Annotated in this window: 15 protein-coding genes; 4 read left to right on the forward strand and 11 right to left on the reverse strand. The window is 68.7% G+C overall.

Translation table 11 applies throughout. From position 1 onward, the window contains the following. Positions 1-260 precede the first annotated feature (260 nt). The 5 genes from ACX9GQ_RS01315 to ACX9GQ_RS01335 all read right to left on the reverse strand — a co-directional run bounded on the left by ACX9GQ_RS01315 (position 261) and on the right by ACX9GQ_RS01335 (position 4,911). Positions 261-986 (reverse strand): SDR family NAD(P)-dependent oxidoreductase, encoded by a 726-nt coding sequence (locus tag ACX9GQ_RS01315; RefSeq protein ID WP_459627720.1) that lies wholly within the window; start codon positions 984-986, stop codon positions 261-263. A gap of 11 nt (positions 987-997) precedes the next feature. Next, complete coding sequence (locus tag ACX9GQ_RS01320; RefSeq protein WP_459627721.1) at positions 998-2,254, reverse strand: TRAP transporter large permease; 1,257 nt, start codon at positions 2,252-2,254, stop codon at positions 998-1,000. Between the two features lie 32 nt (positions 2,255-2,286). Continuing rightward, positions 2,287-2,823 (reverse strand): TRAP transporter small permease, encoded by a 537-nt coding sequence (locus ACX9GQ_RS01325; protein ID WP_459627722.1) that lies wholly within the window; start codon positions 2,821-2,823, stop codon positions 2,287-2,289. A 151-nt stretch (positions 2,824-2,974) separates the two neighbouring features. Further along, positions 2,975-3,961, reverse strand: coding sequence for a DctP family TRAP transporter solute-binding subunit (locus ACX9GQ_RS01330; protein ID WP_459627723.1), 987 nt, complete (start codon positions 3,959-3,961; stop codon positions 2,975-2,977). 41 nt (positions 3,962-4,002) lie between these two features. Next, positions 4,003-4,911 carry a fumarylacetoacetate hydrolase family protein gene (locus tag ACX9GQ_RS01335; RefSeq protein WP_459627724.1) on the reverse strand — a complete coding sequence of 303 codons (909 nt, stop codon included), beginning with the start codon at positions 4,909-4,911 and terminating at the stop codon, positions 4,003-4,005. Between the two features lie 74 nt (positions 4,912-4,985). Here ACX9GQ_RS01335 and ACX9GQ_RS01340 point away from each other — a divergent pair, with 74 nt between their 5' ends. Genes ACX9GQ_RS01340 through ACX9GQ_RS01350 form a run of 3 tightly spaced genes read left to right on the forward strand, consistent with a single transcriptional unit; the run spans position 4,986 to position 6,990 of the window. Further along, on the forward strand, positions 4,986-5,699 hold the full coding sequence (locus ACX9GQ_RS01340; RefSeq protein WP_459627725.1) for a GntR family transcriptional regulator: 714 nt from the start codon (positions 4,986-4,988) through the stop codon (positions 5,697-5,699). Then, positions 5,696-6,016 (forward strand): hypothetical protein, encoded by a 321-nt coding sequence (locus tag ACX9GQ_RS01345; RefSeq protein WP_459627726.1) that lies wholly within the window; start codon positions 5,696-5,698, stop codon positions 6,014-6,016. The genes ACX9GQ_RS01340 and ACX9GQ_RS01345 overlap by 4 nt, the downstream gene beginning before the upstream one ends. Further along, positions 6,013-6,990, forward strand: a complete 978-nt coding sequence (locus ACX9GQ_RS01350) for an NAD-dependent epimerase/dehydratase family protein (protein ID WP_459627727.1) — start codon at positions 6,013-6,015, stop codon at positions 6,988-6,990. The genes ACX9GQ_RS01345 and ACX9GQ_RS01350 overlap by 4 nt, the downstream gene beginning before the upstream one ends. 27 nt (positions 6,991-7,017) lie before the next feature. Here ACX9GQ_RS01350 and ACX9GQ_RS01355 read toward each other — a convergent pair whose 3' ends face one another. Further along, positions 7,018-8,214 carry an aminotransferase class V-fold PLP-dependent enzyme gene (locus ACX9GQ_RS01355; RefSeq protein ID WP_459627728.1) on the reverse strand — a complete coding sequence of 399 codons (1,197 nt, stop codon included), beginning with the start codon at positions 8,212-8,214 and terminating at the stop codon, positions 7,018-7,020. Between the two features lie 93 nt (positions 8,215-8,307). Here ACX9GQ_RS01355 and ACX9GQ_RS01360 point away from each other — a divergent pair, with 93 nt between their 5' ends. Then, positions 8,308-9,090 carry an IclR family transcriptional regulator gene (locus ACX9GQ_RS01360; RefSeq protein ID WP_459627729.1) on the forward strand — a complete coding sequence of 261 codons (783 nt, stop codon included), beginning with the start codon at positions 8,308-8,310 and terminating at the stop codon, positions 9,088-9,090. A gap of 29 nt (positions 9,091-9,119) precedes the next feature. On the opposite strand, the gene ACX9GQ_RS01365 is transcribed toward ACX9GQ_RS01360, so the two are convergent. From ACX9GQ_RS01365 to ACX9GQ_RS01385, 5 genes are read right to left on the reverse strand one after another with little or no spacing between them, the layout of a single operon-like run. Continuing rightward, positions 9,120-10,145: an ABC transporter ATP-binding protein gene (locus tag ACX9GQ_RS01365; protein WP_459627730.1), complete on the reverse strand. Its 1,026-nt coding sequence runs from the start codon at positions 10,143-10,145 to the stop codon at positions 9,120-9,122. After that, on the reverse strand, positions 10,142-11,158 hold the full coding sequence (locus tag ACX9GQ_RS01370) for an ABC transporter ATP-binding protein (RefSeq protein WP_459627731.1): 1,017 nt from the start codon (positions 11,156-11,158) through the stop codon (positions 10,142-10,144). The genes ACX9GQ_RS01365 and ACX9GQ_RS01370 overlap by 4 nt, the downstream gene beginning before the upstream one ends. Beyond that, positions 11,155-12,372, reverse strand: coding sequence for an amidohydrolase/deacetylase family metallohydrolase (locus ACX9GQ_RS01375; protein WP_459627732.1), 1,218 nt, complete (start codon positions 12,370-12,372; stop codon positions 11,155-11,157). Before ACX9GQ_RS01375 ends, ACX9GQ_RS01370 begins: the two co-directional genes overlap by 4 nt. 2 nt (positions 12,373-12,374) lie before the next feature. Continuing rightward, the gene (locus tag ACX9GQ_RS01380) at positions 12,375-13,235 is read right to left on the reverse strand and encodes an ABC transporter permease (protein ID WP_459627733.1); all 861 of its coding nucleotides are present in this window, start codon (positions 13,233-13,235) and stop codon (positions 12,375-12,377) included. After that, positions 13,235-14,176 (reverse strand): ABC transporter permease, encoded by a 942-nt coding sequence (locus ACX9GQ_RS01385; protein WP_459627734.1) that lies wholly within the window; start codon positions 14,174-14,176, stop codon positions 13,235-13,237. Before ACX9GQ_RS01385 ends, ACX9GQ_RS01380 begins: the two co-directional genes overlap by 1 nt. Position 14,177: the final 1 nt, after the last annotated feature.

Here is a 14,177-nt window from a genome sequence, read left to right on the forward strand (position 1 = left end):
TTCAAGTCACGGAGACATGTTGGGGATTAAGAACTTAAGGAAGAATGCTGCCGATTGGCCGAAAATTTTCCCTTCCGTGGGATTCCATCGGCTCTGGAGGTGTCATTCATCTATCCGAGGTCAGTAAAACTACGAAGAAGCGAGCGTAGTGGCCGCAACCTTCGTTGAAACGTCAGCGAGCCACGTTGTTGGCAGGCGTGCAGAACGCCGTCGCGGCCGTGCGCACCGTCGTAAGGGCGAACTCGTCTGCGCCGACGGCCTCAGATGGACAGTCCGCCGAGCGACTTTCCGCCGTCGACGAAGAGCGTCTGGCCGGTGATGAAGCTCGTCCGCGGCGAGGCGAGGAAGGACACAGCGTGTGCGATCTCCGCGGGCGAAGCCGCCTTGCCGGCGGGCTCCAGCGCCTCCCATGCCTTGAACATCTCGGGCGGTGCGGAGCGGGTCATCGGCGTGTCGGTGAAGCCCGGCGCGACCGAGTTGACGGCGATGCGCGCGGCGCGCAATTCCATCGCCATGGCGCGGGTCAGGCCGACGACGGCGGCCTTCGAGGCGACGTAGTGGGCGAAGCGCGTCCCGCCGAGCGAGCCGCGCGAGGAGATGGTGACGATCCGCCCTCCGGCCTGCATCCGACGCGCCGCCTCCTGGGCGGGAATGAACGTGCCGATGACGTTGACCTCGAGCATCCGCCGGAAAGCGTCGTCGGTCAGGTCGAGAAAGGCGGCGTCGTTGTAGATGCCGGCGGCACACACGACGACGTCGACCCGCGGCCGCGCCGAGAACACCGCCGAGACGGCCTCCCGGTCGCAGACGTCGACGGGCGCGGCGGCGACGTCGAGGCCTGCGCGGCATAGATCCGCCACCGCTGTCTCGAGGCGATCCGCCGTGCGGTCCATTGCGACGACCTGGAACCCGTCCTCCGCCAGGCGCCGGACGATGGCGAGCCCGATGCCCTGGGCACCGCCGGTGACGAAGGCGATCTCGCGCATGGCCGCGTCCCTCACTGGTAGCCGAAGAACCGCGGGAGAAAGAGGGTGATCGAAGGGAACCACGTCAGGAGGGCGAGCAGCGCAACGAGGCTCAGCACGAACGGCCAGATCTCCCGGATGATCGCTCCCAGCGGCACCCGTGTCAGCGAGGCCATGACGAACAGGAGCAGGCCGTAAGGCGGGGTGATCAGGCCGATCATGAAGTTCAGCGTAACCACGATGCCGAAGTAGGTGAGGTCGATGCCCAGCGCCCTCGCGCTCGGGATGAGCAGCGGCACGAACACCAGCATCATCACCGAAGCGTCCAGCAGGCAGCCCAGGACCAGGAAGAAGAGGTTCACGACCAGCATGAACCCCATCGGCGAGAGCTGCATGGCCGCGATGGCGTTGACGAGGCTCTCGGCCAGCCGTTCGTTGGCGATGGCGTAGTTGAGGATGAAGGCGCTCGCCACCAGCAGCATCGTCGTGGCCGTCTGCTTGGCCGTCTCGAACAGGACGCCCTGGAACACCGGCAGGTTGATGCGACGGTAGATGCCCGCGCCCAGGACCAATGCCCAGAAGGCTGCGACGGCGGCGGCCTCGGTGGGCGTGAACAGTCCGGAAAAGATTCCACCCAGCAGCACGACGGGCAAAGTGAAGGAGAGTGCGGAGCGCGCGAAGATGCGCGGCGCCTCCCGCAATGGCACTGCCTCGCCCACCGGCAGGCCCCGACGCCCGGCGATGATCCGGATCGCGATCATCAGGGCGCCGCCCATGAGGATGCCGGGGACGATGCCCGCGAGAAACAGCGCCCCGATCGAGGCGCCGGAAAGCAGCGCGTAGATGACGAGAGGAATGGAGGGCGGGATGATTGGCGCGATCGTCGCGGCTGCCGCCGTGATCGCACATGCGAGGCCCGCCGGGTACTTTCCGGTCTCCCGCATCATGCGCGTGGCGACGAGGCCCGGCCCGGCCGCGTCCGTGATGGCGCTGCCGCTGATGCCGGAGAAGATCATGCTTGCCAGCACCGTGACATGACCGATACCGCCGCGGAAGCGCCCGACCAGCACGTTGGCGGCGGCGAAGAGCCGGTCGCTGATGGTGGCCGCGTTCATGATGTTCGCGGCGAGGATGAACATGGGGATGGCGACGAGGACATACATCGCCGTCATCTGGCTCATCACCTGTCCCACGAGCAGGCCGATGTCCTGGCGCGTGGCGAACAGGTAGGAGGCACCGCCCGCGAACATGACGAGCGCCAAGGGCAGGCGAAGGAGGGCGCCGAACAAGACCGACGCGAGAAGGGCCCACAAACCTGTTGTCACTGTTCACCCTCTGCCGTGGTGCCGTTCCAGCGGTCGAGCTCGGCGCGCCAGCGCGGCGAGACCAGCTCGCGGAGGGACCATGCGAACCGCAGGACGATGACGGCGAAGAAGAGGGGGTAGATCGCGTAGACCCAGTCGAGACGCAACTGCAGTGAGTCACTGCGCTCGCGCCAGAGGAAGAGGGTGTAGTCCACCATCCCCGGGAGCGCCGCTCCCATCAGGATGACGAAAGCGGTGCCCCCGATGAGGAGGCTGGCCCTCTGGAGCGACGGCTTCAGGTTCGTGAACACGACGTCGAAGGCGATGTGTTCGGGCCAGCGCAGGACGAACGCGGCGGTCCAGAAGGTCGACCAAGTGCAAAGCAGCGTGACGGCCTCATCGATCCAGCTCACCGGCCGGTTGGCGAGGCGCAGCGCCACCCCCACCACGAAGAGCAGAAACACGACCCCCATGCTCCAGGCCGCCACGAGCCCCGCGAAGCGACGGGCGTTTTCGCGCCAGCCGGACGGCGTGGATCCCTCGTGGCTCGTCATGGATGCCTCTCCGCCATGTTGCCGGGCGCCCGGCACGACCTGTGGTTCCGCAGGTCCCCGACCGAGGGACTCCCGCAGAGAACGGCTGCGACGATGAATCGGGACGAGGACCGGCGGGCGCTCTTCGCGACCCGCCGGTTCATGAGATCTGCTACTTCACGGCCTCGACGCGGGCCTGCAGGCCGGGCTTCCACTTGTCCATGAGTCCGGCCTTCTTGTACTGCTCCATCACGGCGGCCTTGAAGGCGGCCACGTCGGGCTCGACCACGACGATGCCGGCGGCCTTGAAGGTGTCGATGGCGTCCTTCTCGTCCTTCAGGGTCTTCGCGATCTGCATGTCGGCCGCCTCGCGCGCCGCGGCGCGCAACTCGGCCTGCTGGTCGGGCGTCAGCTTGTCGAAGACGGGCTTGGCGATGGCGATGAACACCGGCTGGACGAGGTGGCGCGTCAGGATGACCTGCTTGGTCACCTCCTGGAACTTCCAGTCGCGGGTCATGTTCGTCGGATTGTCCTGCGCGTCGATCGCGCCGGTCTTCAGCGCCAGGTAGACCTCGGTGATCGGCATGGAGACCGACGTCGCGCCGAGCGCGTTGGCGAGCATCTGGAAGGCCGGGCCGGGCGGCATGCGCATCTTCACGCCGCCGAGGTCGTTAGGCGCCTTGACCGGCTTGTCGGAGCGCAGGTTGACGGTGCGTGTGCCGAGATAGGCCGTGTCGAGGATGACGATGCCCATCTTCGCGGCCACGTCGTCGGCGAACTCCTTGCCCACGTCGCTGCGGAAAGTCTTGATCAGGTGGTCCGGGTCCCGGAACAGGTATGCGGCGCTGAACACGCCGTACTCGGGCAGCTGCCCCTCGATCTCGAAGGTGACGGGGCTCGCCATCTCGAGGTTGCCGCGCTGCATCGCGGGGAGTTCCGTCCCCTGCCGGAATAGCGCGCTGGCCGGGTGTACGGACACCTTGATCTGGCCGGGAAACTTCGCCTCCATCAGCTGCTTGATCTGGCGGAAGGCGTCGCTCAGCGGAGAGTTCTCCGGCGCGGCCGTGGAGACGCGGATTTCGGTCTGCGCCACGGCCGGCGCGGCGGCGAGCGGCAGGGCGACCGCGAGGGCGGCCGCGAATGTCCGGAAGTGTCTCATGTCGGTGTCCCCTCTCGGTCTTCGTCCTGAGCGTTGGTTTTTCAGCGTGGGTCCTGGATGGTGACGGCGAAGGACCCGATCCCCTCGATCGCGACCTCGACCTGGTCGCCGACCTTCAGGAAGGTCTGCTTCGGCACCCCCACGCCCGCGGGCGTGCCGGTGAGGAGCAGGTCGCCCGGGTCGAGCGTCATGATGCGCGAGGCTGTTGCGATCTGCTCGGCGACGGTGAAGATCATGTCGGTTGACCGCCCGTCCTGCTTCACGTCGCCGTTGACGGACAGCCTGAGGCCGACGTCCTGCGGATCCGGCAGGGCCGACGCGGGCACAATGCGCGGGCCGAGCGGGCAGCAGGTGTCGTTGGCTTTCCCCGCCACCCAGTCCAGCTTGTAGAAGGTCTCGGGGGCGCGGTTGTGGTCGCGGGCCGAGAAGTCGATCGCGACCGTCCATCCCGCCACGTGGCTCAGTGCGGTGTCGGGCGAGACGTTGCGGGCACGGCGGCCGATGACGGCGGCGAGCTCGATCTCCCAGTCGAAGGCCTTCGTGCCGATGGGCATGTGCACGGTAGGGCCTTCGCCCACCACGGCATTGCGCGGCGGCTTCATGAAGAAGAACAGCCGCTGGTCCTCCTTCTTGGCGCCGGGCATGCCCATCTCGGCCAGGTGGTCGAAATAGTTCGCGCCGGCGCAGAGGATCTTTCCCGGATAGAGCAGGGGCGCCAGCCGACGGGTGGGTGTCACACGGTCCGCCTCGGCCACGGCGTCGGCGGCGCGCGGCAGCGCGGCCTCGGCGGCCGGCCAGTCATCGAACAACGACGCGACGCTGCTGTGGCCCGGCATCCCCACGCGAGCCAGCGAGGGCTCCAGGGCGAATAGCCCTCCGGATGTCTCGAGGCACGCGACGGTCTTGCCGTTCGCCTCGACCGTCGCCAGGGACCAGGAACCTGCCGGCATCACTATCTTGCTCCACTTGCCATAACAGGAAGATGATTTTATAAAATGAGCCTGTCAACATGAATTCCGGGGCCATGACCGACACCCTCGCCGGACGATCCAACACCGAGCGTGCCTATCAGCGGCTGCGGCAGGAGATCCTGCACGGCGACCTGATGCCGGGCGACCGGCTGACCGCGGCGGACCTCCAGGACCGCTTCGCCCTTGGCCTCACGCCCATCCGGGAGGCGCTCATGCGCCTGTCGGCGGAAGGCCTCGTCGACGCGGAGACACACCGGGGGGCTCGCGTGGCCGACGTGTCCCCCATGGCTCTGGCCGACCTCATGTCGACCCGCCGCGCCATCGAGCGCCTGTGCCTCGCCGCCTCGATCGCCCGTGGCGATGCGGCGTGGGAAGCCGACGTGGTCGCCGCGATGCACCTTCTCTCGCGCACCCCGCTGCCGTCCGGACCAGACGACCGCGAGGGTGCCGCCGCTTGGGAGGTCCAGCACCGGCGGTTCCATCTCGCGCTCGTGAGCGCCTGCGGTTCGGAGTGGCTGCTGCGGTTCTGGTCGACACTGGCCGATCACTCGGAGCGGTTCCGCAAGCTGCGCCTCCTGAACCGCCATGCTGCGGAGGCGGAAGTGCGGGACGTCAACGCCGAGCACCGCGCCATCATGGCCGCCGTGCTCGACCGCGACGTCGAGACGGCGACTGCGCTGATGGACAGGCATCTGGTGGCGACGGAGCAGTCCGTCGCGCGCCTTCTCGAGGCGGGATACGACGGACACGGGGGAGCAGCGTCATGATCGTGCGTTCGGCAGTGCTGGAGGGACGCGTGGCGCCCGGACGCGAGGCCGCCTTCGATGCCGCCATGGCCGGCGACGTCGTCGCCGCCATCCGCCGCTACCCGGGTCTCGTCGACGTCCGGCTGCGTCGTCCCGTCGAGAGAGAGGAGGGTGCGCCACCCGTCTGCATGGTCTTCGATCTCCATTTCAAAACCCTGCAGGCGATGAAGGACGCTCTCGCCAGCCCCATCCGGCAGGAGGTGCGCGGCGTGATCGGGGCTGCGATGAAGGACTTCGAGGGTCGCGTCTATCACCTCGTGCTTGAGGAGGCCCGGTGACTCACGCCGTCCTCGTCACCGGGGCCGGTGTCGTCGGGCGCCTGACCGCGGAGGCCCTCGCCGCGAGGGGGGACGCGGTCGTCCTCGTCGACGTCCGGAAACCGGACCGTGACCTGCGGTCCGGCATCGCCTTCGCGATCTGCGACGTGGCGGATGCCGACGCGCTCGGCGACGTCGTCGCCCGCCACGGCTGCAGGTCCATCATACATACCGCCGCGGTGCTCTCGACCGGCATCCGGCAGGATCCCGTGCGGGGCGTTGCGGTCAACGTGCTCGGAACGGCGAACGTGCTGGACGTCGCCCGCCGCTGCGGCGTCGGCCGCGTCGTGCTGGCGAGTTCCACGACGGTCGGCTACACGACCTTCGCGCGCGGCGGCGACCACGCGGACGGCGTGCGCGAGGACCTCGCCTTGCGGATCGTGTCCGAGCGTCCGGCGAGCATCTACGCCGCCACGAAGCTGTGCGGAGAGCATCTCGGCCTGCTCTACGCCGATCTCTACGGCGTCGACACGGTGATCCTCCGCTACGGCGCAGTGCTCGGCGGCGATCTCGACCGGCCGACCAGCGTGCCGGGCCGGCTTCTCGCACGGCTCGTCGAGGGCGCTCGACGCGGCGAGACGGTCGTGCTGGACGATCCCTACTTGGCGTGGGGCGGGATGGAGGAATTCGTCGACGCCCGCGACTGTGCCGGAGCGAACGTCCACGCGCTGGACGCTTCGTCGCCGCGCCAGCGCGTCTACAACGTCGGCACGGGCGAGGCGGTCACGCTGGCCTCGTTCATCGCGATCGTCCGGCAGGCGCATCCGTCGCTGGATGTCATGTACCCCGGCGAACCCTCGACGGGGTTCGCCGGGTTCCCCCACCGCCGCCCAGCCCCCTCGAACGTGGATGCGGCGCGGTCTGAACTCGGCTTCGCCTGCCGGCACGATCTTGCCGACACCATCCGTCACTGGACCGGCGCCGAGCAGCCCTGACGAACGGCTCCGGCCGTCTTCCCGCGGTCAGTCCGGCCAGCGGGCGGCCGCCTCCGCCCGCCGGTTGCGGCGACGCTCCAGCGGCGTGGCGATGATCTCGTTCGAGCGCCGTGCCTTTTCGAGTTCCTCGACGAGCCGTGCGGCCACGATCTCTGCCTCGCCGGGATGCAGGTTGCAGGGGTCCATGTAGAAGAAGCCGTGCTCGATCTCGTGGTCGCGGACGATGACGGGGCGGGATCCCCGGGCCAGCGCATCGGCAAGGTCCCACGCGGTGATGTGCGCTTCCTTCGGGTCGATGGCGACCTTGATGCGGTCGAGCGGGTTGAAGGTGGGATCGGGCTCGAGCGTGACCGTCACGCCCTCGCGACCGGCGAGGGTTCGCATCCAGAGGTCGAGGTAGGACGTCTCCAGCGCCCTGATGCCGGCGTGGTCGCGGGTCTCCCAGGCCTCGAGGGCGGCAATGGTGCCCACCATGCCCTCCTTGCCGACCTTCATGCCTCGGCCGATCCCGCCGTTCTGCAGGTAGGCGGCGCGGACCAACTCCTTGCGCCCGGCGACGATGCCCCCGGTGGGACCGCCGAGGAACTTGTGCGACGAGTAGAGGGCCAGGTCGGCGCCCTGGGCGAGAAAGCCCTTGAGGTCGTACTCGGACGCAGCGTCGACGATCACCGGCACGCCGTGCGCGTGGCAGATCTCGCAGAACTCGTCGAGCGGAATCTGCCCGAACTGCACGGTATGGTGGGAGACGACATAGACCGCCGCGGCGGTGGCGGGTCCGATGGAGCCTTCCAGCTGGTATCGGCGTGCCTGCGTCGCCTGTCCGACAGGCACCACCTTCGCGCCCGTCAACGCGATGCCCTGCGCCACGGGTGCCCCGTAGGAAACCATGTGGCCGGTCATGATGAGCACCTCGTTCTTCAGGCCGGTGGTGTCGGGCAGCCGCTCGATGGCGAGCAGGTCGGAACCGGTCATTGCGCCCGCGACGGCGACGCTGATCGCGGCCGAGCAGGAGGCCGTCACGAAGCCGGCCTCCGTCCCGCACAGGCGGGCGATCACCTTGCTCGCCTTCTTCTGCAGATCATCGATCTCGACGAACTGCGGCAGGACGGCCGTCACGGCCTCGACCACCGACGGCGGCACGATCGAGGCGCCCAGCGATGTCATCGTGCCGGACACGTTGATGATGGGCCGCAGGCCGAGCTGGGCGCGGATGTCGGTCGTCATGGATCAGTTCCTTTGCGGCGGGGCCATCGCTGGTCTACATTCCATTCCAGCGGATGGCGTATTGCAATTACGGAAGTCGGGAAGGGCGGCGCCATGGATGCGAGGGTGAAGTCGGTCCCGGAGCGCCGGGCGCGGGTCAGCGGCATCGACCGGGCCCTCCAGGTTCTCGACGTGCTCCAGGAGGACGGTCGGCCCGCCTCGGCCTACGGCATCGCCAAGGCCATCGGCGCCCCGCTGTCGACCGTCTACAGCATCATCGACGACCTCGTGGACAAGCGCATGCTCCAGCGGCGGAGCGACGGCACCGTCTGGCTGGGGGCTCGCCTCTACCATTACGGGCTGGCCTATGCCCGCTCGCTCGATCTGCTCGACGTGGCCACCCACGAGATGCACGACCTCTGCCGTCTTGTCGGGGAGACGGTGCAGATCTGCGGGCGCGACGAGGACCACATGGTCGTTCTCGCGATGGCGGATGGCCCGGGCCATTTCCGCGTCACCTCGCGCGTCGGGACGCGCGTGCCGCTGAACTGGACCGCGTCGGGCCGGCTCCTCGTGGGGCATCTGGCGCAGGATGAACTGGTGGGCCTGTTCCGCCGGATCGCGCGGGTGTCGCCGACCGGGCGCGCCGAGACCAACCCCGCCACGCTGGCGCGTGCCAGCCGGGTGGCGCTTGAGGACAGGCTCTGCATCCAGGTGAGCGAGTCCGACTTCTCCGTGGCCTGCATCGCATCCCCTGTCCGGGACGCGAGCGGCGCCTGCGCGGCGACGATCTCCATCGTGCTGCCCGAGCACAAGGTGCAGCAGGACGGGGACCGCTACGTCGCCGCCGTGCGAGACGCGGCAGCCCGGATCGAGGCGCAACTCGGCTGGCGTTGATGCTGCGCGACGGCTGGCGGTGCGAGTGGTCACGTTGTCCTCCGCCCCGTCCCGCCCGCGGTCGCCGCCGCCTTTTCCAGAACGTCCGGCTCGTCCTTGCGAATGCAAGCCACGGCATGATCCGCGTCGATCGTCTCCAGCGGCGGGACGGCGTCGGCACAAGCCGGGCGCGCCGAGGGGCACCGTGTGCGGAAGACGCATCCGGACGGTGGGTCCAGCGGGCTCGGGATGTCGCCCTGGAGCACGACGCGGTTGCGCGTCGCGCGCGGATCGGGCACGGGCGCTGCGGACAGAAGTGCCTGCGTGTACGGGTGGCGGGGCCGGCCGTAGACCTGCCGGCTGGGGCCGCGCTCCATGACGCGGCCGAGATAGAGCACCACCACCTCGTCGCAGAGATACTCCACGACCGAGAGGTCATGGGCGATGAACAGCAGCGTCAGTCCGTAGGCCTGCTGCAGGTCCTGGATGAGGTTGAGCACCTGCGCCTGCACCGACACGTCGAGCGCCGAGACGGGCTCGTCGGCGACGATGAACTCCGGCTCCACGGCGAGCGCACGCGCAATGCCGATGCGCTGCCGCTGTCCGCCTGAGAACTCGTGCGGGAAACGCCGCGCGTGCTCGGGCGAGAGCCCCACCCGGCCCAGCAACTCCGCAATCCGCTCTTGCCTCGCGGCGCCGCGGGCGAGGCCGTGCGTGTCGATGGCTTCTCCGATGATGTCCTCGATGCGCAACCGCGGGTTCAGGCTTGAATAGGGGTCCTGGAAGACGATCTGGAGCCGCCGGCGATAGGCGCGCATCTCCCTCTCGGACAGCCCGAAAAGGTCCACCCCGTCGAACACGGCCCTGCCGCCCGAGGGCTCGACAAGCCGCAGCAGCGTACGGCCGATGGTGGTCTTGCCTGAGCCGGATTCCCCCACGAGGCCGACGATCGTCCCGCGGCGGATGTCGAAGCTCACGGCGTCGACGGCCCGGACGAGTCCGTTGCGCGTCGGGAAGCTCTTGGTCAGCTGCTGGACCGAAAGAAGAACGTCGGATGAGGTGACGGGGCCGGTCATGCGTCCTCGTGCCTCCAGCAGCGGCTGAGATGGCCGGGAGCCGCCTGCAGCAGCGGAGGCGGCTCCTCGCAGCGGGCGACGGCGAGCGGACAGCGTGGCGCGAAGCTGCATCCTGCCGGCAAGGCCGTCACGCTTGGCACGGTGCCGGGAATGGGCGTCAGGCGCGTCTTTTCGCCGACCGGGGCGCCGCGAACGAGGCCCGGCTGGGGAATGCAGGCGAGGAGCCCGCGCGTATACGGATGGCGTTGCCGGTCGAACAGGTCGGTGACCGACGCGGTCTCGACCACCCGGCCCGTGTACATGACCACCACCTGGCTCGCGATCTCGGCGACGACGCCGAGATTGTGCGTCACGAACAGGATGCTCATCCCGAGTTCGGCTTGCAGCCGGCGCAGCAGGTCGAGCACCTGAGCCTGGATCGTGACGTCCAGCGCGGTCGTCGGTTCGTCGGCGATCAGCACCCTCGGATTGCAGGCAAGGGCCAGCGCGATCATCGCGCGTTGGCGCATGCCGCCGGACATCTGGTGGGGGTAGTCGTCGAGCCGGCGCTCGGCTGCGGGAATCTCCACCAGTTCCAGCATCCGCCTGGCCCGGCTGCGGGCCTCGCGTGCCGAGACCCGTTCGTGCAGGCGGATCATCTCCATCACCTGGTCGCCGATCGTGTAGAGCGGGTTGAGGCTCGTCATCGGCTCCTGGAAGATCATCGCGATCTCGCGGCCGCGCACGGCGCGCATCTGCCGCTCCGGCAGCGTCGCGAGGTCGAGTTCGCGGCCGTCGCCCGCGCGGTAGAGGATGCGTCCGCCGACGATCCGGCCCGGCGGCGACAGGAGCCGCATGATCGAGAGGCTCGTGACCGACTTTCCCGAGCCGCTCTCTCCCACCACGGCGACCGTCTCGCCGCGATGCACGGTGAAGCTCACGTCATCGACCGACTTCGCGACGCGCGATCCCAGCTCGAACCAGGTCTGCAGGTTCTCCACGCGCAGGATCGCGTCGGCCGCGGTGTCGGTCATCGCCCCAGCGTCCAGCCGCAGTTCGGGCAGGGATTGGGGCCCGCCTTCGTGACGTGGGGCCGATACGGGCTTGCGTGGATGGGGGTCGCGCCCAGCACCGCATAGTGCGGCGTGATCATTTCGCGGATCACCGCCTCGTCGCCCATCGAGTCGCGGATCGCGAGTTCGCTTGGTTCCACCGAGAAGATCGTGAACTCGGCGCGCGTGCCGGGGGACAGGAGCCCCCGCGTCGGCAGTCCGATCACGCTCATCGGGGCCAGTGTCGATGCTTCGATCACCTTCTCGAACGGCATGCCCACCGCCAGCAGCTTCGACATGGTCGTGCCCATGTCCCAGACGGGGCTGTCGATCGAGCGGTTGTGCAGGTCGGTCGAGATGGAGAACGGGAGCAACCCGCGCTCGATCGCGATCTGGGCGGTGCGGAACGAGAACGACGCCCCGCCGTGCCCGACGTCGAGCCGCACCCCGTCCGCTGCGCAGCGCTCGGCGAGCGCGAACAGGACGTCGTCCTCGACGATGCTGCCGCCGGCCTTGCCGTTGAAGCAGTGGGTCACGACGTCACCCGGGTCGAGGACGTCCAGCACCTCGTCGAAGAGCGGCGGCGGCTCGCCGACATGCACCATCAGGGGCAGCCTGACGATGCGCGCCAGCTTCTTGGCGATGCGCACCGGCGTGATGCCCCAGCCGCCGACGATGACGCCGCTCGCGCGCACCTTGATGCCGACGATGACGTCGCGGTTGGCCTCGACCACCGCGATGGTGCGGTCGAGGTCGATCGAGCGCATGTCGATCAGTTCGCTGACGCGGTTGCAGGCGACGAGGCCGATCGAACCGACGTTGAGGAAGGCCTTGATGCGCTCGCGCGCCGGCTCGATGACGTATTCCCGGAAGCCGTGGAAGTTGGCCTCGCCCGCAGAGCCCGCATCGACGAGCGTGGTGACGCCGCGCTCCACGCCCGCGAGCGCCGGCCGGATGGAGATGTCGGTGCCGCCGTACCAGACGTGCGTATGCAGATCGACCCAGCCGGGGGAGACATAACGCCCGGTTGCATCGATCGTCCGGGCTCCAGCCGGCGCCGACAGACCCTGGCCCGTCTTCATGATAGTGCCGTCGGCGGCGACAAGGATGTCGAGCGGCGCCTGTGGCACACCCAGTGCGACCGGCGTCGCGCCGGCGACGAGCAGCGGGCCGTCCTCGGGGGGGAACGGGATCATCGTCAAAGATCCTTTCTGAGGCGCGGATCCAGCAGGTCGCGAAGGCCATCTCCGACGAGCTGGAGGGACAGGACGGCCAGCACGATGGCGACGCCCGGGAAGAGGGTCATCCAATCGGCCTGGCCCACGTACTGGCGGCCGGCGGCGATCATGGTGCCCCACGTCGGGACCTCGGGGCTCACCCCGACACCGAGGAACGAGAGGCCGGCCTCCGCCAGCATGGCGTAGGCAAAGATGAACGTGCCCTGCACGAGGATGGGAGAGACGAGGTTGCGCAGCACGTGCCGAGTCATGATCCGCCACGTGGGCACGCCCAGTGCGCGGGCGGCCTCGACATAGGGCAGTTCGCGGATGACCAGGGTCGACGCGCGGACCACCCGGGCAAGTCGCGGCGCGTAGACGATGCCCAGCGCCACGATCACCGTGGCGAGCGACGGGCCGAGCGCCGCGACCAGCGCGATCGCCAGCAGGATGTCGGGAAACGCCATCATCGCGTCGATGATGCGGGCAATGGGCGTGTCGAGCCGGCGGAAGAACCCGGCCACGAGTCCGAGCGCGACGCCGACGATGCCGGCGAAGGCGACGACGGATGCCCCCACCAGCAGCGAGAGCCGCCCGGCATAGAGCGTGCGCGTGAAGACGTCGCGCCCGAACTCGTCGGTGCCGAACCAGAACACCGGACCCGGCGGCTTCAGGCGGTTGACGATGGACAGGCGGTTGGGCGGGAACGGCGCGATCCAAGGCGCGAGGATCGCAGCGAGCGCGATGACGAAGAGAATGGCGAGACCGACCACGACGGTCTTGCGCTGGAGCAGCTGGCGCAGGGCGCCGCTGCGCGGGTTTGCCGCGGCGACGGCGGCCATCAGTAGCGGACCCGTGGATCGACGAGCAGGTAGAGCATGTCGATCAGGAAGTTGATGATCACGTAGAGCGCCGCCACGACGAGGAGCGCTCCCTGGATGACGGGATAGTCGCGCCGCAGGACCGCCGAGACGACGAGGCTGCCCACGCCCGGAAGGCTGAAGACGGTCTCCGTGACGACCGCCCCCGAGACGAGGAGTGCCGCCGTGAGGCCCAGCACGGTGAGGATCGGGATCAGCGCGTTCTTGAAGGCATGCTTCATGACGACGCGCAATTCGCCCATGCCCTTCGAGCGCGCCGTGCGGATGTAGTCGTCGCCGAGCACGTCCAGCATGCTGGCGCGGGTGAAGCGGAGGATGAGAGCCGACGAGACGATGCCCAGCGCAACGGCCGGCAGCACGAGATGCTGCAGCCGGACCGCGAGGCTCGCGCCGGGCCCGCCATAGCCTGAGACGGGAAACAGGCCGAGCCGCACCGCAAACATCTGGATCAGCAGCAGGCCGAGCCAGAAGCTCGGGATCGAAGCAGCCAGCATCGCCACCGTCGTGGTTGCCTGGTCGAACAGCGAACCGCGCCGGTAGGCCGCGTAGATGCCGATCGGGATGGCGATGACCGACGCGATGGAGAGCGAGAACAGCGTGAGGAAGAAGGTCGGCTCCGCGCGGTCCGCGAGTGCCGTCAGCACAGGGCGGTTGAGGAAGATGGATTCACCGAGGTCGCCCCGGGCGAGCTGGGCAAGGAAGAGCAGGTACTGGACGACGAGAGGTCGGTCGAGGCCGAGGCGCGCGCGCAAGGCCGCGACGTCGGCCGGAGTGGCGTCCGGCCCGAGCATGACCGAGGCGGGATCGCCCGGCGCGACGCGGACGATGACGAAGACGACCGTCACCACCACGAACATCACGGCCAGCATGCCGAGGAAGCGCTGGAGGACGTAGCGGCTCATG

This window comes from Alsobacter sp. R-9 (assembly GCF_054612375.1).